This window comes from Aminobacter niigataensis (assembly GCF_946995915.1).
Lineage (GTDB): Bacteria > Pseudomonadota > Alphaproteobacteria > Rhizobiales > Rhizobiaceae > Aminobacter > Aminobacter niigataensis.
The window spans coordinates 104,910-126,443 of the sequence record NZ_OX341517.1 but is presented as its reverse complement, the minus strand read 5'-3'; the positions used below and the strand labels follow the sequence as shown (position 1 = coordinate 126,443).

Genomic DNA, 21,534 nt, shown 5'->3' with positions numbered 1-21,534 from the left:
GCCACCCCAATGGCAAAGGCGGTAAACCGTGGGTTAAGCGCCTATTTGGTGCCGTACATGCGGTCGCCGGCGTCGCCGAGGCCGGGGATGATGTAGCCCTTGTCGTTGAGCTCGCGGTCGATCGAGGCGGTGAACACCGGCACGTCGGGATGCGCCTTGGTGAAGCGCTCGATGCCCTCGGGCGAAGCGAGTAGGCACAGGAAGCGCAAATTGGTGGCGCCGCGGCCCTTCAGCTTGTCGATGGCCGCGATCGCCGAATTGGCCGTCGCCAGCATCGGGTCGACGACGATCACCAGGCGGTCGCCGAGATCGCTCGGCGCCTTGAAGAAATACTCGACAGCTTCCAGCGTCTCGTGATCGCGGTAGAGCCCGACATGGGCGACGCGCGCCGCCGGCACCAGGTCGAGCAGGCCTTCGAGCAGGCCGTTGCCGGCGCGCAGCACCGAGGCGAACACCAGCTTCTTGCCTTCGAGCGTCGGCGCTTCCATCGTCTCGATCGGCGTTTCGATCATCTTGGTGGTCAGTTCGAGGTCGCGCGTCACCTCATAGCCGAGCAGCAGCGAAATCTCGCGCAGCAGGCGGCGGAAGCCGGCGGTCGAGGTTTCCTTGTCGCGCATGATGGTCAGCTTGTGCTGGACAAGCGGATGGTCGACGACGGTCACGGTCATGGGTGTACGCTCCTGGAACTCGGAAAATTGACGCCATTCTATCGGCTGGCGCGCTGCCGACCAATGTCGCACCAGCCTTGAACCACAGTTTTGTCGGCCGAAATTCAGCGTTTATGGCCGTCCAGCCGGGCCAGCAGCGCCGATTTTGTCTTGCGGTCGACGAAGGCCGCCTCGATCGCCGTCCGTGTCGTCGCCATCAGCGCCTTTTCGTCCATGCCGAAATGCTCGGCGGCGAGGTCGTATTCGCGCTTCAGGTTGGTCCAGAAATAGGGCGGATCGTCGGAATTGAGCGTCACCTTGCAGCCGGCTTCTCGCAGCTTGCGGAACGGATGCTCGCCGAAACTATCGAACACCTTGAGCGCGATGTTCGAGCCCGGGCAGATCTCGAGCACCACGCCCTCGTCGGCAATGCGCTTGACCAGGTCGGGGTTCTCGATCGCCCGCACGCCATGGCCGATGCGCGACGGGCGGATGTGGTCGAGGGCTGCGGCCACGCTCTCCCAGCCCATCAGTTCGCCGGCATGGATGGTGATGCCGAGGCCGGCCTCGCGGGCGATCTCGAAGGCGCGGACATAGTCCTCGAAGTCGCCCATGCGCTCGTCGCCGGCAACACCGAAGCCGGTTACCAGCGGATGGTTGCACTTGGCCGCGAAGCGCGCGGCCGCCTCGATCGATTCGACGCCGACATGGCGCACGCCGGTGACGATCATGCGGCCTTCGATGCCGGTCTTGGCCTTGGCCCGTTCCATGCCTTCGCCGAGCGCGTCGGTATAGGCCTTGGGCGACAGCCCCGCCTTGATGGCGTGGTCGGGGGAGGTGAAAACTTCCGAATAGATGGCGCCGTCGCGGGCGAGGCTCGTCAGGTAGTGTTCCGATAGCCTGGCATAGTCCTCTTCGGTGCGGAAAAGGTCGGCGGCGAAGTCGTAAGCCGCGAGAAAGGAGGTGAAGTCGTTCCAGACGAAGGAGCCGTTCTGGATGAAGGGCGAGACGTCCTTGCCGTATTTCTGCGCCTGGCGGATGACGAGTTCGGGTGCGGCCGCGCCTTCTATGTGGCAGTGCAGCTCGGCTTTCAAAGGCATTCGTTGTTCCTTGTCTGTCGGCGCGGGCGCGGCCTAAAACCGCGCCTCAAACAATAGCGCCCGCTGGTGTGATCGGCTATGGTCCCGCCGGATTTGATTGGACAACAAAATGTCAGAACAACGGACGACAGCTGTCGGCGGCATGGAAACTTCCTACGGTTTCCGCAATGTCGGTGCGGGCGACAAGCAGGGCCTGGTCAATGAGGTCTTCCACAAGGTCGCCAACCGCTACGACATGATGAACGACCTGATGTCGGGCGGACTGCATCGGGTGTGGAAAGACGCCATGGTCGCCTGGCTCAATCCGCCCAAGCGTCCCGGCTGGAAGGTGCTCGACGTGGCCGGCGGCACCGGCGACGTTGCCTTTCGCATCATCGATGCCTCGCATGGCAACGCGCATGCGACCGTGCTCGACATCAATGGCTCGATGCTTGGTGTCGGCCGCGAGCGCGCTGAAAAGCGCGGGCTCGCCGGCAAGACCGATTTCGTCGAGGCCAATGCGGAGGAATTGCCCTTCGCCGACGAGACTTTCGACGCCTATACGATCGCCTTCGGCATTCGCAACGTGCCGCGCATCGATGTCGCTCTGACGGAAGCCTGGCGCGTGCTCAAGCCTGGCGGACGCCTGCTGGTCCTCGAATTTTCCGAGGTCGACATGCCGCTGCTCGACAAGGTCTATGAGGCCTGGTCGTTCAACGCCATTCCCCGCATCGGTCAGGCCGTTACCGGCGATGGCGAGCCCTACGCCTATCTTGTCGAATCGATCCGCAAGTTCCCTAACCAGCAGAATTTTGCCGCGATGATTTCCCGCGCTGGCTTCGATCGCGTCACCTTCCGCAATTATACCGGCGGCATCGCAGCGCTTCACTCGGGCTGGAAGCTTTGACGGACGCCGCGCGATGAGCAGTATCGGGGCGTCTTTCCGGCTCGCGCGCGCGGGCTGGGTTCTGGTGCGCGAGGGCGTGGTCGCGGCTTTGCCGGGCGACCAGCTGACTGGCTTGCCGAAATTCGGCTGGCGCGTTGCCAGGCTGCTGACCCGCCGGCGCGCGCTCAAGCGCGTCCGCAGCGACCGCCTCGCCAATGCCGTTGCCCGGCTTGGGCCGTCCTATGTCAAGCTTGGTCAGTTCCTGGCGACCCGTCCCGACGTCGTCGGCGACGACATCGCGCTCGACCTCGCCCTTCTCCAGGACAGCATGGCGACCTTCCCGATGTCGGAAGCCGTCGCCGCCATCGAAGACTCGCTCGGCCGCAAGGTCTCAGATCTCTACATCAGCATCGACGCGCCGGTCGCTGCGGCTTCCATCGCCCAGGTCCATCCGGCCGAGGTGGCGACGCAGGACGGCCCGCGCAAGGTCGCGGTCAAGGTCATCCGCCCCGGCGTCCGCAAGCGCTTCTTCCAGGACCTCGAGAGCTATTTCCTCGCCGCCCGGCTGCAGGAACGCTACGTCCCCTCGAGCCGTCGTCTGCGTCCGGTCGAGATCACCGAGACGATGGCCCAGACCACCAAGATCGAGATGGATTTCCGGCTCGAGGCGGCCGCCTATTCGGAGCTCGGCGAAAACACCAAGGACGATCCTGGCTTCCGCGTGCCGGCAGTCGACTGGGAGCGCACCGGCCGCGACGTGCTCACCATGGAGTGGATCGACGGGGTCAAGCTCAACGATATCGAGGGGCTCCGCGCCGCCGGCTTCGACCTCAAGGCGATTGCCGCAACGCTCGTCCAGTCGTTCCTGCGTCACACGCTGCGCGACGGCTTCTTCCATGCCGACATGCACCCCGGCAACATGTTCGTCGACGCCAAGGGTGACATCGTTGCCGTCGATCTCGGCATTTCCGGCCGACTCGGCAAGAAGGAGCAGCGCTTCCTCGCCGAGATCCTCTACGGCTTCATCACCCGCAACTACATGCGTGTTGCCGAAGTGCATTTCGAAGCCGGCTACGTGCCGCGCCACCACAATGTCGCGGCCTTCGCCCAGGCCATCCGCGCCATTGGCGAGCCGATCCACGGCCAGCCGGCCGAGACCATCTCGATGGCCAAGCTTTTGACGCTGCTGTTCGAGGTCACCGAACTGTTCGACATGGAAACGCGGCCCGAACTGGTGCTGCTGCAGAAGACCATGGTCGTAGTCGAAGGCGTTGCCCGCACGCTCGATCCCGCCTTCAACATGTGGAAGACCGCGGAGCCCGTGGTCGGTCACTGGATCGCCGGCAACCTCGGCCCGCAGGGCCTGCTCATCGACGCCCGCGATGGCCTCGGCGCGCTGATGTCGCTTGTCCGCCAGGCGCCCGATCTCGCCGCCCGCACCGAACGCCTGTCGCGCCAGATCGACGCCATGGCCGAGAACGGCCTGCGTTTCGATCCCGAGACCGCCAAGGCCATCGGCAAGGCCGAGGCGCGCTACAACCGCTCCGGCCGCATCGCGCTCTGGATCATCGCGGCGACGCTGGTCTTTCTCGCTTGGCAAATTGCCTGACCGCCGCCTGTTGTTTGACGCAAGTGCTGTCAATGACTACATTGCTGTCAATGACTGCATGGAGGCTGCCATGGCCACACTCACCATCAGGAATGTTCCCGAGGATGTGAAGCAGGCGCTGCGCGTGAAGGCAGCGCAGAACGGCAATTCGCTCGAGGAAACCCTCAGGCAGCTTCTGTCGGACGAGGTGGCCGACCATCAGGCCCCAAGCTCACGCATTAGCGCCGAAGAGATCATGCGCCGAGCCGCCGAACTCGAAACCGACGAGCCCATGGACAGCCGCTACAAATATTACTCGCAGAAGGAACTGAGCGACGCGCTCAGCGGTGAGTACGAGGGGCTGTGATGGTCGTTGACACGTCGGCCATCGTGGCAATCGCTCGCCGCGAGCCTGAAGCCCTGTTGTTCAGCAGGATGTTGGAACAGACGCCTGGCAAGTTGATGTCCGTTCCGACCTATCTCGAATGCGCTTTCGTTCTGGCCGGGGTTGCGCCGACGAAAGGGCTTTCATTTTTGCAGGGGTTGGTTTCCGACACATTGATCACGCTCGTTCCGTTTGGCGAGCAGGAGTTGGAGGCCGCCATAGCTGCGCGGGTGAAATACAGCCGGGGTTCCGGACACGCCGCCAAGCTGAATTTCGGCGACTGCTTCGCCTACGCGCTCGCCAAGACCCGCAAGCTGCCACTGCTTTTCAAGGGCGACGATTTCATCCATACCGACATCGTGCCGGCGCTGAAGCCGGCCTGAGGGCCAAGCATGATCCTTTCCGGCAAGCGCATCCTGCTCATCATCGGCGGCGGCATCGCGGCCTACAAGTCGCTCGACCTGATCCGGCGGCTGCGTGAGCGCGGCGCTTCGGTGCGGGCGGTCATGACCTCGGCTGCCCAACAGTTCGTCACGCCGCTGTCGGTGGGTGCGCTGACCGCCGACCACGTCTTCACCGATCTCTTCGACCGCCAGGACGAGCAGGATGTCGGCCACATCAGGCTGTCGCGCGAGGCCGACCTGATCGTGGTCGCGCCCGCCACCGCCGACCTGATGGCCAAGCTCGCCAACGGCCATGCCGACGATCTCGCCTCCGCCGTGCTTCTTGCCACCGACAAGAAGGTGCTGCTGGCGCCGGCCATGAACCCCCGCATGTGGTCGAACCCGGCGACGCGTCGTAACCGCGCTACCCTGGAAAAAGATGGCGTCCACTTCATCGGCCCGATGAAGGGCGAGATGGCCGAGAGCAACGAGGCCGGCGAGGGCCGCATGGCCGAGCCGCTGGAGATCGTGGCGGCGATCGAAGCGCTGCTCGATAGCAAGCCGAAGCCACTGTCGGGCAAGAAGGTCATCGTCACCTCGGGGCCGACGCACGAACCCATCGACCCGGTGCGCTACATCGCCAACCGCTCGTCGGGCAAGCAGGGCCATGCGCTCGCCGCCGCCCTGGCCCGGCTCGGCGCCGACGTCCGCCTCGTCTCCGGCCCGGTCACCATTGCCGATCCTGTCGGCGTGAAGACCGTCCATGTCGAGAGCGCGCGCGAGATGCGCGACGCCGTCGAACAGTTGCTGCCGGCCGATGCCGCGGTCTTCGTCGCCGCCGTTGCCGACTGGCGCACCGACAATGCCGCCGGCGAGAAGATCAAGAAGGTGGCGGGCGAGGGACCGCCCGCGCTGCAGATGGTCGAGAACCCCGACATCCTCGCCGGCGTCGGTCATCACGCTAGGCGACCATTCCTCGTCGTCGGTTTCGCCGCCGAGACCCAGGACGTGCTCAAGAACGCCCAGGCCAAGCTGGCGAAGAAGGGCGCGGATTTCATCGTCGCCAACGATGTCAGCCACGAGGGCGGCGTCATGGGCGGCGACCGCAACCGGGTCCGCATCGTCAGCAAGGGTGGCGTCGACGAATGGCCGGATCTTTCCAAGGAAGAGGTCGCAACGCGGCTGGCCGCACTCATTGCCGAGAGGCTGAAGACGATCACTGTGTAGCGGCGCGCGATTTCAAGATCGCGATCAGGTTGCAGCGGCAGACATAGTGTTCACCGATTGGGTGCTTTGCCGCCTCGCCCGCGCATGCGACAGGAGGGCCCACCCATCCGGAGTTCTCCTTGAAATGAAGCTTTTCTATATGCCCGGCGCCTGCTCGCTGGCACCCCACATCGTCGCCAACGAAGTCGGCATCGACCTCGATCTCGTCAAGGTCGACGGCAAGACCAAGACCACCGAAGCCCAGCAGGATTTCCTCGCCACCAACCCCAACGGATATGTGCCGGCGCTCGTGCTCGGCGACGGCGAGCTGATGACCGAGGCCTCGGTGCTGGTCCAGTACCTTGCCGACCAGAAGCCCGAGAGCGGCCTGATGCCCAAGGCCGGCGACATGGCGCGCTACCGTGTCCAGCAGTGGCTGGCCTTCGTCGCCACCGAGCTGCACAAGGTCTTCGGCGCCTTCTTCAAGCCCAACACGCCCGAGGCCACCAAGGAGATCAACCGCGAGCTTCTCGCCAGGCGCCTCGCTTATGTCGACGGCAAGCTCGATGGTCGTTCCTACCTGATGGGCGATGCCTTCACTGCCGCCGACGCCTATCTCTGGACCATCCTCGGCTGGGCCAAGCATGTCGGCATCGACCTGTCGTCCTTCGCCAACATCCAGCGCTATCTCGGTACCGTGGCCGCCCGCCCAGCGGTGCAGAAGGCGCTGCGCGCCGAAGGCCTGGCCTGACGTATTGCTGGCCGCTCTACTGATGCGGCAATCCAAGCTGTGACCACAGAAAACGGCCCCAGGCATCCGCCTTGGGGCCGTTTTCTTTATGAAATTCCTATTTCTTTCAGTGCGCCGCTCTCTCGAACCTTAATGCGGTTCTGCCCCAGATTCCCCCTGACATCGACAGCTCTGCCGACGACGCCCGCACCGCTGGCGTCGTCGCGCCGTGCATCGACCCAACGCCCGGCCTGCCGGGACGATTTCAGGAAAGGATTCCGGAGATGGACATCTTCGTACTCGCCATAGGCGTCGTCTTCTTCGCCATGTGCTTCGCCTACGTCAAAGCCTGCGACATCCTCTGAAGGAGCGTCCGATGTTGTTCGATTACATCCTCGGCGGTGCAGTGACCGTGTTCCTGCTCGCCTACCTGACCTACGCGCTCGTCCGCCCCGAACGGTTCTGAAGACCGTCCCGCGCATGTTCGGAAAGCTTTTCTCATGACCATCAATGGCTGGCTACAGATCCTCGTTTTCTGCGGGATCGTCGTTTTGCTCGTGAAGCCGCTCGGCGGCTACATGTACCGCGTCTTCAGCGGCGAGCGCACCTTCCTCACCCCCATCCTCGGCTCGGTCGAGCGCCTGCTCTACGGCCTTGCCGGCACCAGCGAGCGCGAGGACCAGCATTGGACCGGCTATGCCGCGGCCATGCTCGCCTTCAACGTTGCCGGCTTCCTGCTGCTCTACCTGTTGCAGCGCGTGCAGGGCGACCTGCCGTTCAACCCGGCGGCCATGGGCGCGGTGCCGCCTGAACTCTCGTTCAACGCCGCCGTCAGCTTCGTCACCAACACCAACTGGCAGAACTACGGCGGCGAAAGCACCATGTCCTACCTGGTGCAGATGGCAGGCCTGACGGTGCAGAATTTCGTCTCGGCGGCCACCGGCATCGCCATCGGCATGGCGTTGATCCGCGGCTTCGCCCGCGCCTCGGGCAAGTCGATCGGCAATTTCTGGGTCGATCTGACCCGCGCCACGCTCTACGTGCTCCTGCCGCTGTGCATCGCGCTGACGCTCGCCTATGTCTGGCTCGGCGTGCCGCAGACGATCGGCGCCTACGTCACCGCAGCGACCGTCGAGGGTGCCCAGCAGACCATCGCCGTCGGCCCGGTCGCCTCGCAGCTCGCCATCAAGATGCTCGGCACCAATGGCGGCGGCTTCTTCAACGCCAACTCGGCGCATCCGTTCGAAAACCCCGACGCCATCTCCAACTTCATCCAGATGGTTTCGATCTTCGCGCTGGGTGCTGCCCTCACCAACGTCTTCGGCCGCATGGTCGGCAACCAGCGCCAGGGCTGGGCGATCCTCGCCACCATGGGCATCCTGTTCGTCGCCGGAGTCGCCGTCACCTATTGGGCCGAGGCTGCCGGCAACCCGCTCGTCCATGCCCTCGGCATCGACGGTGGCAACATGGAAGGCAAGGAAGTCCGTTTCGGCATCGTCCTGTCGTCGCTCTTTGCCGTGGTCACCACCGCCGCCTCCTGCGGCGCGGTCAACGCCATGCACGGCTCGTTCACAGCACTTGGCGGCATGATCCCGCTCATCAACATGGAGCTCGGCGAAGTCATCGTCGGCGGCGTCGGCGCAGGCTTCTACGGCATCCTGATGTTTGTCATCATCGCCATCTTCGTCGCCGGCCTGATGGTTGGCCGCACGCCGGAGTATCTCGGCAAGAAGATCGAGGCCAAGGAGGTCAAGATGGCCGTGCTCGCCATCCTGTTCCTGCCGCTCGCCATGCTCGGCTTCACGGCCATCGCCGTGCTGATCCCCAGTGCGGTGGCCTCGGTCGGCACGCCCGGTCCGCACGGTTTCTCCGAGATCCTCTATGCCTACACCTCGGGCGCGGCCAACAACGGCTCGGCTTTCGGCGGTCTCACCGGCAACACGCCCTGGTACAACATCACCATCGGCCTCGCCATGCTGATGGGTCGCTTCCTGGTCATCATCCCGGCGCTTGCCATTGCCGGCTCGCTGGTCGCCAAGAAGACCGTTCCCGCCTCGGCCGGCACCTTCCCGACCGACAGCACGCTGTTCGTCGGCCTGCTCGCCGGCGTCATCCTGATCGTCGGCGGCCTGACCTTCTTCCCGGCGCTCGCCGTCGGCCCGATCGTCGAGCACCTCGCCATGATCGTCGGCCAGACCTTCTGATGCAGCGCCGCAAAACGAAAGAATTGGAGTCTCTCACATGAGCACCCACAAATCCGCGAGCCTGCTCGACGCTCGCATCCTTCTCCCGGCGATCGGCGCTGCCTTCAGGAAGCTCGACCCGCGCAGCCTTGCCCGGAACCCGGTCATGTTCGTCGTCGCCGTCGTCACGGTGCTGACCACCGTGCTGTTCCTCAAGGACCTGGCCACCGGCGCCGGCAGCCTCGGCTTCTCGTTCCAGATCATCCTCTGGCTCTGGTTCACCGTGCTGTTCGCCAACTTCGCCGAGGCTGTTGCCGAAGGCCGCGGCAAGGCCCAGGCCGACTCGCTGCGCAAGGCACGCACCGAAACCCAGGCCAAGCTGCTCGAGGGCGAAACCCGCACTACCTGGAAGATGGTGCCGGGAACGGCCCTCAAGGTCGGCCAGGTCGTCCTGGTCGAAGCCGGCGACATCATCCCCTCCGATGGCGAAGTCATCGAAGGTGTCGCCTCCGTCAACGAAGCCGCCATCACCGGCGAGTCGGCCCCCGTGATCCGCGAGTCCGGCGGCGACCGCTCGGCAGTGACTGGCGGCACCCAGGTACGGTCCGACTGGATCCGCGTCCGCATCACCGCCGCTGCCGGCTCGACCTTCCTCGACCGCATGATCTCGCTGGTGGAGGGTGCCGAGCGCCAGAAGACGCCGAACGAAATCGCGCTCAACATCCTGCTCGCCGGCATGACGCTGATCTTCGTGCTCGCCGTCGCCACCATCCCCAGTTTCGCCACCTATGCCGGCGGCTACATCCCGGTCATCGTGCTGGTCGCGCTGTTCGTCACGCTGATCCCCACCACCATCGGCGCGCTGCTCTCGGCCATCGGCATCGCCGGCATGGACCGTCTCGTCCGCTTCAACGTGCTCGCCATGTCGGGTCGTGCCGTGGAGGCCGCCGGCGACGTCGATACGCTGCTGCTCGACAAGACCGGCACCATCACCCTTGGCAACCGCCAGGCCACCGAGTTCCGCCCGGTCAAGGGCGTCACCGAGCAGGAACTGGCAGATGCCGCCCAACTCGCCTCGCTTGCCGACGAGACCCCCGAGGGCCGCTCCATCGTCGTGCTGGCCAAGGAGCGCTACGGCATCCGGGCTCGCGACATGGGCTCGCTGCACGCGCATTTCGTGCCCTTCACTGCCCAGAGCCGGATGAGCGGCGTTGATTTCGACGGCTCCTCCATCCGCAAGGGCGCGGTGGATTCGGTGCTCGCCCATGTGAAGTCGATCGCGGCATCGGCTTCCGGCACGCCGGCCGATAGCGAGGCGGTGCGCAACATCCAGGCGATCTCGGACGAGATCGCCAAGCTCGGCGGTACCCCCTTGGCCGTTGTTCGCGATGCGCGCCTGCTCGGCGTCATCTACCTCAAGGACATCGTCAAGGGCGGCATCAAGGAACGCTTCACCGAGCTGCGCCGCATGGGCATCCGCACCGTCATGATCACCGGCGACAACCCGATGACGGCTGCCGCCATTGCCGCCGAGGCCGGCGTCGACGACTTCCTCGCCCAGGCGACGCCTGAGAACAAGCTCAGCCTGATCCGCGAGGAACAGGCCAAGGGCAAGCTGGTGGCGATGTGCGGCGACGGCACCAACGATGCCCCCGCCCTTGCCCAGGCCGACGTTGGCGTGGCCATGAACACCGGCACGGTCGCTGCGCGCGAGGCCGGCAACATGGTAGACCTTGACTCGGACCCGACCAAGCTCATCGAGATCGTCGAGATCGGCAAGCAGCTGCTGATGACCCGCGGCGCTCTCACCACCTTTTCGATCGCCAACGACATCGCCAAGTATTTCGCCATCATCCCGGCGATGTTCCTGGCCTTCTACCCGCAGCTCGGCGCGCTCAACATCATGGGGCTTACCACCCCGCAGAGTGCCATCCTGTCGGCCATCATCTTCAACGCACTGATCATCGTCGCGCTCATCCCGCTGTCGCTGCGCGGCGTGAAATACCGCGCCGTCGGTGCCGCAGCCCTGCTCCGCCGCAACATGCTGGTCTACGGCCTCGGCGGCATCGTCGTGCCCTTCATCGGCATCAAGGCCATCGACATGGCGATCACCGCTATCGGCCTCGTGTAAAAGGATAGTCTTCATGTTGAAGCAAATCAGACCCGCGCTCGTCATGATCCTGGCGCTGACCGCCATCACCGGCCTTGCCTATCCGCTCGGCATGACCGGCGTCGCCCAGGCGCTGTTCCCCAGGCAGGCCAATGGCAGCCTGATCGAAAAGGATGGCGCGGTGATAGGCTCCGAGCTGATCGGCCAGGCCTTCGTCGGCGAGCGCTACTTCCATGGTCGCCCCTCGGCCGCCGGCGACGGCTACAATGCCGCCGCCTCATCCGGTTCGAACCTCGGACCGACCAGCGCCAAGCTGATCGACCGCATCAAGGCCGAGGCCGAAAAGTTGAAGCAGACCGATCCCGGCGCACCGGTGCCCATCGAGATGGTCACCACCTCGGGCAGCGGCCTCGATCCGCACATCTCGCCGGAGGCGGCCTATTTCCAGCTTGCCCGCGTCGCCAAGGCGCGGGGCGCCGATGCGGCCTTCGTCCGCAACCTCGTCGACCAGCATCTGGAGGGCCGCGAGCTGGGCTTCATGGGTGAGCCGGTGGTCAATGTGCTCAAGTTGAATTTGGCGCTCGACGCTGCGATTGCGCCCTGACAAGGTCGCGCCGGAGTTCTAACACTGTAAGAACTCCGGCGCGCATAGCGATACAAAGAATAGATGCCAGACGACATCAGAGACAAGGAAGGCAGGCCTTCGCCGGACGCGCTGCTGGAGACAGCCGAGCGTGAAGGACGCGGCCGTCTCAAGATATTCCTTGGCGCCGCACCTGGTGTCGGCAAGACCTACGAGATGCTGATGTCGGGCCGCGCCCGGCTTGCCGATGGCACCGACGTCGTCATCGGCGTCGTCGAGACCCACGGCCGCAGGGAAACCCAGGCGCTGGTCGAGGGCTTCGAGATCGTCCCGCGCAAGGCGGTCGACTACAAGGGCCGCTCCCTCGAGGAAATGGACCTCGACGCCATCATCGCCCGCCACCCGGCGTTGGTGCTGGTCGACGAACTGGCGCATACAAATGCCCCCGGCAGCCGCCATCCCAAGCGCTACCTCGACGTCCAGGAAATCCTCGGCCGGGGCATCGACGTCTACACCACGCTCAACATCCAGCATGTCGAGAGCCTCAACGACATCGTCGCCCAGATCACCCGCGTCACCGTGCGCGAGACGGTGCCGGACTCTGTTATCGACCGCGCCGATGACGTCGAGATCATCGACCTCACGCCCGACGACCTGATCAAGCGCCTGCACGAGGGTAAGGTCTATGTCCCGACCACGGCGCGCCGTGCCATCGAGAACTATTTCTCGCCCGGCAACCTGACCGCCCTGCGCGAACTCGCGTTGCGCCGCACCGCCCAGCGCGTCGACGAGCAGTTGCTCACCCACATGCAGGCTCACGCCATCGAAGGACCGTGGGCGGCGGGCGACCGAGTCCTGGTGGCTGTCGACGAGCATCCGCGCAGCGCCGCTCTGGTCCGCTATGCCCGCCGCCAGGCCGATCGCCTGCGTTGTCCCTGGGCTGCCCTCCATGTCGAGACGTCGCGCTCGGCCAACCTGCCCGATGCCGACAAGGACCGGCTCGCCGCCACCATGCGCCTTGCCGAACAGCTCGGCGGCGAGGCGGTCACCATTCCCGGCCAGGCAGTCGCCGAAGACATCGTCCGCCATGCCGGCACCCACAACTTCACCCACATCGTCGTTGGCAGGCCGGGCAAGTCGCGCTGGCGCGAATATTTCGAGGGCTCGGTCACCCACGACCTGATCCGCCAGGCCGGCAACATCTCCGTCCACGTCGCCTCGGGCACGGATCAGGATGCGGCCCTCGCCTCGCAGGCCGTTAAGACCGCTGCCCCGCGCCGCAGCTTCGACTTGTGGCCCTACTTCATCGCGACGCTGCATGTCACCGGCGCGCTGGTGGTCGGCTTCCTGCTCGACCAGTTCCTCGACGTCCGTTCCATTGCACTCGTCTTCCTGATGGCGGTGCTGACCTCTGCCGTGACGCTCGGCCTGTGGCCGGCGCTGTTTGCCTCGCTGCTCAGCGCCGGCACCTACAACTTCTTCTTCCTGACGCCGCTCTACACGCTCGACATCGGCGATCCCGAGAGCGTGGTCGCATTCCTGTTTTTCCTCATTGTTGCTGTCATCGCTTCCAACCTGACCGGCCGCGTCCAGCGCCAGGCCGCCGCCGCGCGTGAACGTGCGCGCATGACCGAGGACCTCTACCTTTTCGCAAAGAAGCTCGCCGGCACAGGCACGCTCGACGACGTGCTCTGGGCCACCGCCTTCCAGATCGCCTCGATGCTCAAGGTTCGCGTCGTCCTGCTCCTGCCCGAGGATGGCAGCATCGCCGTCAAGGCCGGCTATCCGCCCGACGATACGCTTGTCGACGCCGACATTGCCGCAGCCAAATGGGCCTGGGAGCACAACCGCGCCGCCGGCCGCGGCGCCGACACCTTGCCAGGCGCCAAGCGCCTCTATTTGCCGCTGCGTACCGGGCGCATGGCGGTCGGTGTCGTCGGCCTCGACAACGACCGCCAGGGTCCGTTGCTGACGCCGGAACAGCAGCGTCTGTTCGACGCGCTGGCCGACCAGGCAGCGGTTGCCATCGAGCGCATCCAGCTCGTCGCCGATGTCGATCGCGCCCGGCTCGCCGTCGAGGCCGACCGGCTGCGCTCGGCGCTGCTCACCTCGATCTCGCACGACCTCAAGACGCCGCTCGCGGGTATCATGGGCGCGGCAGGCGCGCTGCGCGAGTTCGGCACCTCGTTGCCGGAGGAGGGCAGGGCGGAGCTCGTCACGACCGTGCTCGACGAGTCAGAACGTCTCAATCGATTCATCGCCAACCTGCTCGACATGACCAAGCTCGAGTCGGGCGCCATGGAGCCCAACTACGCGCTGCACTATGCCGGCGACATCGTCGGTTCGGCCTTGCGCCGCGCTGCCAAGATTACCGCCCAGCACAAGACCGAAGTCGACATGCCGGCCGATTTGCCGATGCTGAAGCTCGACCCGGTGCTGTTCGAACAGGTGCTGTTCAACCTGCTCGACAATGCCGCGAAATATGCCCCCGAGGGTTCGCTGATCCGCATCCGCGGCTGGGCCGACGGCACTTCGGTCGCGATCCAGATGATGGATGAGGGCCCCGGCATCCCGCAGGCGGATCTCGAACGCATCTTCGATACGTTCTACCGCGTCCGCAAGGGCGACCACGTCCGCGCCGGCACCGGGCTTGGCCTGTCGATCTGCCGCGGTTTCGTCGAGGCGATGGGCGGCACCATCGTTGCCTCCAACAGGGCCGATCGCCCCGGCGCGGTCTTCACCATCACCATGCCGGTGCCGGCCGAGCGGCCAAGCCTGGACGGACCGAACATGGATGGAATTGCATGACCAGCGCGTCGGTGAAGATCCTGATCGTCGATGACGAGCCGCCGATCCGCAAGCTGTTGCGCGTCGGCCTCGGTACCCAAGGCTATGCCATCAGCGAGGCGCCGAATGGCAAGACGGCGATGACGTTGGTCAAGGAGGAAAAGCCGGATCTCATCCTGCTCGATCTCGGCTTGCCCGATATGGCCGGCCACGACCTACTCGCCGCCTGGCGGGCGGAGGGGCTTGCGGTGCCCGTCATCATCCTGTCGAGCCGCACCGACGAGGCCGGCATCGTCAAGGCGCTGGAACTCGGCGCCGATGACTATGTCTCGAAACCCTTCGGCATGAACGAGCTTGCCGCCCGCATCCGCACCGCGCTTCGACACCGGTTGCAGCAGCAGGGCGAAAAGCCGGTGTTCCAGACCGGCGAGTTGTCGGTCGACCTGGTCAAGCGCATCGTCAGGCTGGCCGGGCAGGAGGTGAAGCTGTCGCCCAAGGAATACGACATCCTGCGCGTGCTCGTGCAGCACGCCGGCAAGGTTTTGACTCACCGCTTCCTGCTCGAACACGTCTGGGGCGGTTCGGCCGACGTGCAGTATCTCAGGGTCTATGTCCGGCAACTGCGCCAGAAGATCGAAAAGACCCCCGACGAGCCGCAATTCATCACCACCGAGACCGGTGTCGGCTACCGGCTGCGCGAAGCCGATTGAGGCAACGGCGAGGGCTCCGCCGTCAGGGCAAAGCCGAACGCTGCATTTCGTCGGGCCGCAGCGTTAGCACCGACACGCCTGACGCCGTCACCGCAACCGTGTGCTCGAACTGCGCTGAAAGCGACCCGTCCCGCGTCACCACGGTCCAGCCGTCGTCCTCGGTCCGCACGCTGCGCCGACCGCGATTGAGCATCGGCTCGATGGTGAACACCATGCCCTCGCGCAGCGTGAGCCCGGTGCCCGGCTTGCCGTAGTGCAGGACCTCGGGCTTCTCGTGCATCTCCCGGCCAATGCCGTGGCCGCAAAAGTCGCGCACCACCGAATAGCCGTTGCGCTTGGCATGACGTTCGATCGCCCAGCCGATGTCGCCGAGCGTGGCGCCGGGGCGAACCGCCCTGATGCCCTGCCACAGCGCCTCTTGGGTGATCTCGACCAGCCTCCGGGCGGCCGGGTGCACCTCGCCGACGAGATAGGTCTTGCTGGAATCGGCGATGTAGCCGTTCTTCTCCAGCGTGATGTCGAGATTGATGATGTCGCCGTTCTTGAGCACGTCCGATTGCGACGGAATGCCGTGGCAGACCACCTCGTTGATCGACGAATTCAGCACGAAGCCATAGCCGTACTGGCCCTTGCTCGCAGGGCGGGCCTGCAGGTCGTCGACGATGAAACGCTCGACCATGTCGTTGATCTCGAGCGTCGACCTCCCTTCGAGCGGGGTGCGATCCAAAAGCGCGAACACAGACGCCAGAAGCCTGCCGGACTCGGCCAGCAACAGCAGTTCCTCGGGCTGCTTGGTCATGCGGTCGCAGCCAGGGACTGGGCCGACACGCCCGCGGAAATCAGCTCGCGCTCCATGATCTCGTTGAAGCTCAGCGTCGGATTGGTCTCGCACAGCATGCCGACCTTGATCCAGAAGCCGGCCTGCGCGTTGATCGAGCGGCACGACACCTTGCTCGCCCGGCGCAGCTGCTCGTGCAGCTCATCGTCGATGTTCACAATGCCCATGGGGGTTCTCCATATACGATTCATATACATAACGTATATGGAGAAGCCAAGCCCTGAAAACACGATCGCCCCCTCCGCTGAACGAAGGGGGCAAATGAGCTTGCTTGGAAAAATCTGCGGTCAAACGTCCAGGTTGGCCACGCTCAGCGCGTTCTCCTGGATGAAGTCGCGGCGCGGTTCGACCTCGTCGCCCATCAGGCGTGCGAACAGCGCATCGGCGTCGGTGGCGTCGTTGACCTTCACCTGCAGCAGCGAGCGCACGTTCGGATCGAGCGTGGTTTCCCACAGCTGCTCGGCGTTCATTTCGCCCAGGCCCTTGTAGCGCTGCATGGTCAGGCCTTTGCGGCCCGAAGCGAACACCGCGTTCAGCAACGCCAGCGGTCCCGCCAGGGCTTCCGAGGTTTCCTTGCGGCGCAGCACCGGCGGCTGGGCATAAAGCTCGGTGAGACGACCGGCATAGCGGTCGAGCGCACGCGCGTCTGCCGAGTTGATCAGCGCCATGTCGAGATGCACGCTCTCCTTGACGCTGCGCAGCGTGCGTTCGAACACATAGCCGCCGGAGCCGTCATTGTCGGTCGAGATGTGGCCGGTCCAGCCGCGCTCGATGTCCTCCGAAATCAGGTCGAGGCGCTGGGCGATCGTTTCGGCCATCGCCTTGGCGCGGCCGAGGTCGTTGAAGATGTCTGGATTGAGCGCGCCGGCAATCGCCGCCTGCTCGACCACCGGGCGCGAGTAGCGGGTGTGCAGGCCGTCGATCAGCGTGCGCACCCCGAGCGCGTCTGCCACCGCCGCGCGCAGGTCCTGGCCGGTCCGCACTTCACCCGACGACAGCGTCAGCGAGGCCTCGTCGAGGCCGACGTCGACAAGATAGGCCTCGAAGGCACTTTCGTCCTTGAGGTACTGCGAACTCTTTCCGCGCATCACCTTGTAGAGCGGCGGCTGGGCGATATAGAGGTGCCCGCGCTCGATCAGCTCCGGCATCTGGCGGAAGAAGAACGTCAGCAGCAGCGTACGGATGTGGGCGCCGTCGACGTCGGCGTCGGTCATGATGATGATCTTGTGGTAGCGCAGCTTGTCGGCGTTGAACTCGTCCTTGCCGATCGACGTGCCCAGCGCGGTGATCAGCGTGCCGATCATTTCCGACGACAGCATGCGGTCGAAGCGCGCGCGCTCGACGTTGAGGATCTTGCCACGCAGCGGCAGGATCGCCTGGTTCTGGCGCGAGCGTCCGCTCTTGGCCGAGCCGCCGGCGGAGTCACCCTCGACGATGAAGATTTCCGACTTGGCTGGATCGCGCTCCTGGCAGTCGGCGAGCTTGCCGGGCAGCGAGGTGATGTCGAGCACGCCCTTGCGGCGGGTCAGCTCGCGCGCCTTGCGGGCGGCTTCGCGTGCCGCGGCGGCTTCCACCACCTTGGCGATCAGCGTCTTGGCTTCTGCCGGGTGTTCCTCGAACCAGGTGCCGAGCGCCTCGTTGACCAGGCTCTCCACCACCGGGCGGACTTCCGACGAAACCAGCTTGTCCTTGGTCTGCGACGAGAACTTCGGATCGGGAACCTTGACCGAAAGCACCGCCGTCAGGCCCTCGCGGGTGTCGTCGGCGGTAATCGATACCTTTTCTTTCTTGGCGATACCCGAGGTTTCGGCGTAGCCGGTCACCTGGCGCGTCAGCGCGCCGCGGAAGCCGGCCAGATGGGTGCCGCCGTCGCGCTGCGGGATGTTGTTGGTGAAGGCCAGTACGTTCTCGTGGTAGCTGTCGTTCCACCACATCGCCACCTCGACGGTGATGCCGTCGCGCTCCGCCCTGATCGCGATCGGAGCGCCGATGAGCGGCTTCTTGGCACGGTCGAGATACTTCACGAACTCGATCAGGCCGCCGTCATAAAGCAGTTCCTGGCTCTTGATGTCGGCGTGGCGCTTGTCGGACAACAGGATGCGGACACCCGAATTCAGGAAGGCGAGCTCGCGCAGCCGGTGCTCCAGCGTGCCGAAGTCGAATTCGGTCATGGTGAATGTTTCGGACGAGGGCAGGAACGTCACCTCGGTGCCGGTCTCGTCGCCGGCAACGCCCGTCACCTTCAGCGGCGCATCGGCATTGCCATGCGTGAAGCTCATCTCGTGGATCTGGCCCTTGCGGCGGATCTTGAGCTTCAGCCAGACCGACAGCGCGTTGACGACGGACACGCCGACGCCATGCAGGCCGCCCGAAACCTTGTAGGAATTCTGGTCGAACTTACCGCCGGCATGCAGCTGCGTCATGATGACCTCAGCCGCCGAGATGCCTTCGCCGGTGTGGATGTCGGTAGGAATGCCGCGGCCGTTGTCGGTCACGGTCACCGAACCATCGGGATTGAGCGAGACCGTGACCAGTGTCGCGTGGCCGGCCAGCGCCTCGTCGATGGCGTTGTCGACGACCTCGTAGACCATGTGGTGCAGGCCCGAGCCGTCGTCGGTGTCACCGATATACATGCCCGGACGCTTGCGGACCGCATCCAACCCCTTCAAAACCTTGATGGAATCTGCGCCGTACTCGGCCTCGGCGCCGGGAAGGTTCTCGGACTGGTCGCTCATGAAAAACTTTCGTCTGACTGCCGCAGGAGGACGCGGCAGAATCGGCCCCGAATCGCACGTCCGTTGATCCCCAGATATAGGGGTTAAGTGTGGTTTTTCCAAGTTTTACGGGCCTGTTCGGCGTGGATAACGGCGCACGCCGGGGTGCTCCCGGCATGCCCATGGAGCGATGTTCTTGCGCCTCGAATTGCCGCCTGTTTGGAACTTCTGGCCGGCAGGTCTGTTGATGTCGGTCGTTTTGTGATCCTAACTGCCGGCCGCCACTTGTTTTCATCGTACGGCCCTCGTTTTTTAACTGAGAATTGCGCCCGCCCTATGCCAACAACCCTTCCGTCAAGAGCTGATCCCGCGGGTCTTCACCCCACCCTCGAGGGGGAGATGAACGGCCGCATCGCCGCATTGGATTGGGCTGCCACGCCGCTCGGCCCGATCAGCTCGTGGCCGGCCGTCATCCGCATGAGCGTCCGCATCATGCTGTCGTCGGCGGTGCCGATGTGTTTGATGGTCGGACGCGAAGGCATCATGATCTACAACGACGCCTACGCCCCGATCGCCGCGGGCCGACATCCCGCCTGCTTGGGCAGCTCCGTTTTCGACAGCTGGCCGGAAGTTGCGGAGTTCAACCGCGCCGTCGTGACGAAGGTCCTCGAAGGCGACACCGTGACCTTCGAGGACCAGGAGTTCGTGTTCCGCCGCAACGGCCTTCCCGAACGCGTCTGGCTCGACCTCGACTACAGTCCGTTGCTGGACGACGACGGCAGCGCGGTTGCAGCACTCGCCATCCTCGCCGAGACGACCAAGCGTGTCCGCGCCGAAAAGGCGCTTGCCCGCAGCGAGGAGCGGTTGTCGCTGGCGCTGGCGGCCTCGGGCATCGTCGGCGCGTGGGACATGGACATCTCCAGCCGTTGGATCACCGCCGATGCGCGTTTCGCCCAGATGTTCGATATCGACGTCGCCGATGCCGAGCGCGGCATTCCACAGGCACGCTTCCTTGAACGGATCCACGAAGCCGACCGCGACCGGGTGCTGAAAGCCATCGAACAGGCAATTGCCGAACGCGGCGAACTCAGCGTCGAGTACCGCCTCCCAGGTGCAGACGGCGCGTTGCGCTGGGTATTGGCCACCGGCCGGGTGGTCGGCGATGCGGAAGGTGGCGAGCGCCTGCCCGGCGTCGTCATCGACATCACCGAGCGCAAGGCGTTCGAGGCCGCGCTCGCGGCAAGCGAAGCCGGCTTCCGCACGCTTGCCGACACCATGCCGCAGATGGTCTGGTCGACGCGACCCGACGGCCATCACGACTACTACAACGCCCGCTGGTACGATTTCACCGGCATGGCGGAAGGGACGACCGACGGTGCCGGCTGGAACGGCATGTTCCATCCCGACGACCAGGAGCGGGCCTGGAACCTCTGGCATCACTGCCTGGCAACGGGCGAGCCCTACCAGATCGAGTACCGCCTGCGGCACCACAGCGGCGAGTATCGCTGGACCCTCGGACGCGCCCTGCCAATCCGCAACAAGGCCGGTGATATCATCCGCTGGTTCGGCACCTGCACCGACATCCACGAAACAAAGCTGGTCGCCGAGGAGCGCGAGGTGGTTGCGCACGAGCTCAGCCACCGCATCAAGAACATCTTTTCGGTCCTCAACGGCATTATCGGCCTGTCGGCGCGTTCCTATCCCGATCTCAAGCCGCTAGCCGACGAATTGCGCCAGCGCATCGTCGCCATGGGCAAGGCGCATGATTTCGTCAGGCCGCACAGCGCGGCCTCCCGTCCGATCGCCAACAATTCGTCGCTGCAGGCGCTGGTTACGCTTCTGCTCGCGCCGCATGTCGGCGCCGATGCCGGCCGGTTTGCCTTCGAAGGCGACGATGCCATCATCGACGATGCGGCGGCCACGCCGCTGGCCCTGCTCATCCACGAACTCGCCACCAACGCTGCCAAATATGGTGCGCTCGCCAGCCCCGGCGGTCGGGTCGTGCTGAGTTCGGCCGAATCCGGGGACGATTACCGCCTGGTCTGGAAGGAGACCGGCGGGCGGCCCTTGGAAGGCGACCCGCAAGCCGAAGGCTTTGGTAGCCGCCTGGTCAAGCTCAGCGTCGAAGGCCAGCTCGGCGGCAAGCTCGAGCGCAACTGGCAACGAGACGGCCTTGAGGTGTCGATAGTCGTGCCTAAGAGCCAGCTCAGCCGTTCGTCGACACTGCGCCGCTGATGCAGGCAGCCGGTGCCGCTATCAGGGTTCGTCGGTAAGCTGGACGTTTGAATTGTCGGCGAAAAGCCTAAGCCGCACCGGTGGCTCGGCAGGGAGACTATGGCGCCGCGCTACCGCATAGGCGATCGCCTGCCGCAATTCCTCATCGATGACAGGTTTCGGCATCACTCCGATCGTGCCGGGAATACCGTCGCCCAACTGCGAGGGATTGGCGGTCATGTAGAGCACCGTCACCCCGAACTGCTCGGCCAGGACGCGCCCGACATGCGACCCCGTCGGTCCGTCGCGGAGATTGAGGTCGACAAGCGCGACCTCGGCCATATGCGCGAGGTCGAGCGCCGCCGCGGCGTCCATGGCGATGCCGACGGGGTGATGCCCCAGTTCTTCGAGTACGCTTTCGATTTCGGTGGCGACGAAGATCTCGTCCTCGACCACCATCACTTTGCAGTTCGTCATTTTCCTACACGTGG

Annotated in this window: 19 protein-coding genes; 13 read left to right on the top strand and 6 right to left on the bottom strand. The window is 64.9% G+C overall.

Annotated elements, in window-relative coordinates:
- Positions 1–41: 41 nt before the first annotated feature.
- Both upp and O1Y97_RS00635 read right to left on the bottom strand, forming a co-directional pair.
- Positions 42–668 carry a uracil phosphoribosyltransferase gene (upp, locus tag O1Y97_RS00640; RefSeq protein WP_055981536.1) on the bottom strand — a complete coding sequence of 209 codons (627 nt, stop codon included), beginning with the start codon at positions 666–668 and terminating at the stop codon, positions 42–44.
- Positions 669–772: 104 nt separating this feature from the next.
- Entirely contained in the window at positions 773–1,747 is a 975-nt protein-coding gene (locus O1Y97_RS00635; protein ID WP_183262932.1) for an adenosine deaminase, read from the bottom strand.
- Positions 1,748–1,856: 109 nt separating this feature from the next.
- On the opposite strand from O1Y97_RS00635, the gene ubiE reads away from it, so the two are divergent.
- From ubiE to O1Y97_RS00575, 12 genes are all read left to right on the top strand, one after another.
- A complete protein-coding gene (ubiE, locus tag O1Y97_RS00630) occupies positions 1,857–2,633 on the top strand; it encodes a bifunctional demethylmenaquinone methyltransferase/2-methoxy-6-polyprenyl-1,4-benzoquinol methylase UbiE (protein WP_108609549.1) in 777 nt (258 codons plus the stop codon).
- Between the two features lie 13 nt (positions 2,634–2,646).
- Positions 2,647–4,221 (top strand): 2-polyprenylphenol 6-hydroxylase, encoded by a 1,575-nt coding sequence (gene ubiB / locus O1Y97_RS00625; RefSeq protein WP_318762744.1) that lies wholly within the window; start codon positions 2,647–2,649, stop codon positions 4,219–4,221.
- Between the two features lie 70 nt (positions 4,222–4,291).
- Positions 4,292–4,567 carry a FitA-like ribbon-helix-helix domain-containing protein gene (locus O1Y97_RS00620; RefSeq protein WP_318762743.1) on the top strand — a complete coding sequence of 92 codons (276 nt, stop codon included), beginning with the start codon at positions 4,292–4,294 and terminating at the stop codon, positions 4,565–4,567.
- Positions 4,567–4,968 (top strand): type II toxin-antitoxin system VapC family toxin, encoded by a 402-nt coding sequence (locus tag O1Y97_RS00615; RefSeq protein WP_318762742.1) that lies wholly within the window; start codon positions 4,567–4,569, stop codon positions 4,966–4,968. The genes O1Y97_RS00620 and O1Y97_RS00615 overlap by 1 nt, the downstream gene beginning before the upstream one ends.
- A gap of 9 nt (positions 4,969–4,977) precedes the next feature.
- On the top strand, positions 4,978–6,195 hold the full coding sequence (coaBC, locus tag O1Y97_RS00610; protein WP_318762741.1) for a bifunctional phosphopantothenoylcysteine decarboxylase/phosphopantothenate--cysteine ligase CoaBC: 1,218 nt from the start codon (positions 4,978–4,980) through the stop codon (positions 6,193–6,195).
- Positions 6,196–6,319: 124 nt separating this feature from the next.
- Positions 6,320–6,925, top strand: a complete 606-nt coding sequence (gstA, locus tag O1Y97_RS00605; protein ID WP_318762740.1) for a glutathione transferase GstA — start codon at positions 6,320–6,322, stop codon at positions 6,923–6,925.
- Between the two features lie 355 nt (positions 6,926–7,280).
- Positions 7,281–7,370: a K(+)-transporting ATPase subunit F gene (locus tag O1Y97_RS00600; protein WP_183262925.1), complete on the top strand. Its 90-nt coding sequence runs from the start codon at positions 7,281–7,283 to the stop codon at positions 7,368–7,370.
- 34 nt (positions 7,371–7,404) lie between these two features.
- Positions 7,405–9,108 carry a potassium-transporting ATPase subunit KdpA gene (gene kdpA, locus O1Y97_RS00595; RefSeq protein ID WP_318762739.1) on the top strand — a complete coding sequence of 568 codons (1,704 nt, stop codon included), beginning with the start codon at positions 7,405–7,407 and terminating at the stop codon, positions 9,106–9,108.
- A 37-nt stretch (positions 9,109–9,145) separates the two neighbouring features.
- Complete coding sequence (kdpB, locus tag O1Y97_RS00590) at positions 9,146–11,218, top strand: potassium-transporting ATPase subunit KdpB (RefSeq protein WP_318762738.1); 2,073 nt, start codon at positions 9,146–9,148, stop codon at positions 11,216–11,218.
- 13 nt (positions 11,219–11,231) lie between these two features.
- Complete coding sequence (gene kdpC, locus O1Y97_RS00585; protein ID WP_318762737.1) at positions 11,232–11,801, top strand: potassium-transporting ATPase subunit KdpC; 570 nt, start codon at positions 11,232–11,234, stop codon at positions 11,799–11,801.
- A 63-nt stretch (positions 11,802–11,864) separates the two neighbouring features.
- On the top strand, positions 11,865–14,588 hold the full coding sequence (locus O1Y97_RS00580) for a sensor histidine kinase (RefSeq protein WP_318762736.1): 2,724 nt from the start codon (positions 11,865–11,867) through the stop codon (positions 14,586–14,588).
- On the top strand, positions 14,585–15,277 hold the full coding sequence (locus tag O1Y97_RS00575; protein WP_318762735.1) for a response regulator transcription factor: 693 nt from the start codon (positions 14,585–14,587) through the stop codon (positions 15,275–15,277). The genes O1Y97_RS00580 and O1Y97_RS00575 overlap by 4 nt, the downstream gene beginning before the upstream one ends.
- Positions 15,278–15,299: 22 nt before the next feature.
- Here O1Y97_RS00575 and map read toward each other — a convergent pair whose 3' ends face one another.
- From map to gyrB, 3 genes are all read right to left on the bottom strand, one after another.
- Positions 15,300–16,076: a type I methionyl aminopeptidase gene (map, locus tag O1Y97_RS00570; RefSeq protein WP_108605479.1), complete on the bottom strand. Its 777-nt coding sequence runs from the start codon at positions 16,074–16,076 to the stop codon at positions 15,300–15,302.
- Positions 16,073–16,282 carry a ParD-like family protein gene (locus O1Y97_RS00565; protein ID WP_108605478.1) on the bottom strand — a complete coding sequence of 70 codons (210 nt, stop codon included), beginning with the start codon at positions 16,280–16,282 and terminating at the stop codon, positions 16,073–16,075. Before O1Y97_RS00565 ends, map begins: the two co-directional genes overlap by 4 nt.
- Positions 16,283–16,402: 120 nt before the next feature.
- The gene (gene gyrB / locus O1Y97_RS00560; protein ID WP_108605477.1) at positions 16,403–18,850 is read right to left on the bottom strand and encodes a DNA topoisomerase (ATP-hydrolyzing) subunit B; all 2,448 of its coding nucleotides are present in this window, start codon (positions 18,848–18,850) and stop codon (positions 16,403–16,405) included.
- A 378-nt stretch (positions 18,851–19,228) separates the two neighbouring features.
- Between gyrB and O1Y97_RS00555 the strand changes: the two genes are divergently transcribed.
- Positions 19,229–21,064, top strand: a complete 1,836-nt coding sequence (locus tag O1Y97_RS00555) for a PAS domain-containing sensor histidine kinase (RefSeq protein ID WP_318762734.1) — start codon at positions 19,229–19,231, stop codon at positions 21,062–21,064.
- 21 nt (positions 21,065–21,085) lie between these two features.
- Here O1Y97_RS00555 and O1Y97_RS00550 read toward each other — a convergent pair whose 3' ends face one another.
- Positions 21,086–21,520 (bottom strand): response regulator, encoded by a 435-nt coding sequence (locus O1Y97_RS00550; RefSeq protein ID WP_108605475.1) that lies wholly within the window; start codon positions 21,518–21,520, stop codon positions 21,086–21,088.
- Positions 21,521–21,534: the final 14 nt, after the last annotated feature.

Excerpts from the sequence above, each read along its gene's own strand:
- upp (WP_055981536.1), bottom strand. The coding sequence starts at position 668 with ATGACCGTGACCGTCGTCGACCATCCGCTTGTCCAGCACAAGCTGACC.
- O1Y97_RS00635 (WP_183262932.1), bottom strand. The coding sequence starts at position 1,747 with ATGCCTTTGAAAGCCGAGCTGCACTGCCACATAGAAGGCGCGGCCGCA.
- ubiE (WP_108609549.1), top strand. The coding sequence starts at position 1,857 with ATGTCAGAACAACGGACGACAGCTGTCGGCGGCATGGAAACTTCCTAC.
- ubiB (WP_318762744.1), top strand. The coding sequence starts at position 2,647 with ATGAGCAGTATCGGGGCGTCTTTCCGGCTCGCGCGCGCGGGCTGGGTT.
- O1Y97_RS00620 (WP_318762743.1), top strand. The coding sequence starts at position 4,292 with ATGGCCACACTCACCATCAGGAATGTTCCCGAGGATGTGAAGCAGGCG.
- O1Y97_RS00615 (WP_318762742.1), top strand. The coding sequence starts at position 4,567 with ATGGTCGTTGACACGTCGGCCATCGTGGCAATCGCTCGCCGCGAGCCT.
- coaBC (WP_318762741.1), top strand. The coding sequence starts at position 4,978 with ATGATCCTTTCCGGCAAGCGCATCCTGCTCATCATCGGCGGCGGCATC.
- gstA (WP_318762740.1), top strand. The coding sequence starts at position 6,320 with ATGAAGCTTTTCTATATGCCCGGCGCCTGCTCGCTGGCACCCCACATC.
- O1Y97_RS00600 (WP_183262925.1), top strand. The coding sequence starts at position 7,281 with ATGTTGTTCGATTACATCCTCGGCGGTGCAGTGACCGTGTTCCTGCTC.
- kdpA (WP_318762739.1), top strand. The coding sequence starts at position 7,405 with ATGACCATCAATGGCTGGCTACAGATCCTCGTTTTCTGCGGGATCGTC.
- kdpB (WP_318762738.1), top strand. The coding sequence starts at position 9,146 with ATGAGCACCCACAAATCCGCGAGCCTGCTCGACGCTCGCATCCTTCTC.
- kdpC (WP_318762737.1), top strand. The coding sequence starts at position 11,232 with ATGTTGAAGCAAATCAGACCCGCGCTCGTCATGATCCTGGCGCTGACC.
- O1Y97_RS00580 (WP_318762736.1), top strand. The coding sequence starts at position 11,865 with ATGCCAGACGACATCAGAGACAAGGAAGGCAGGCCTTCGCCGGACGCG.
- O1Y97_RS00575 (WP_318762735.1), top strand. The coding sequence starts at position 14,585 with ATGACCAGCGCGTCGGTGAAGATCCTGATCGTCGATGACGAGCCGCCG.
- map (WP_108605479.1), bottom strand. The coding sequence starts at position 16,076 with ATGACCAAGCAGCCCGAGGAACTGCTGTTGCTGGCCGAGTCCGGCAGG.
- O1Y97_RS00565 (WP_108605478.1), bottom strand. The coding sequence starts at position 16,282 with ATGGGCATTGTGAACATCGACGATGAGCTGCACGAGCAGCTGCGCCGG.
- gyrB (WP_108605477.1), bottom strand. The coding sequence starts at position 18,850 with ATGAGCGACCAGTCCGAGAACCTTCCCGGCGCCGAGGCCGAGTACGGC.
- O1Y97_RS00555 (WP_318762734.1), top strand. The coding sequence starts at position 19,229 with ATGAACGGCCGCATCGCCGCATTGGATTGGGCTGCCACGCCGCTCGGC.
- O1Y97_RS00550 (WP_108605475.1), bottom strand. The coding sequence starts at position 21,520 with ATGACGAACTGCAAAGTGATGGTGGTCGAGGACGAGATCTTCGTCGCC.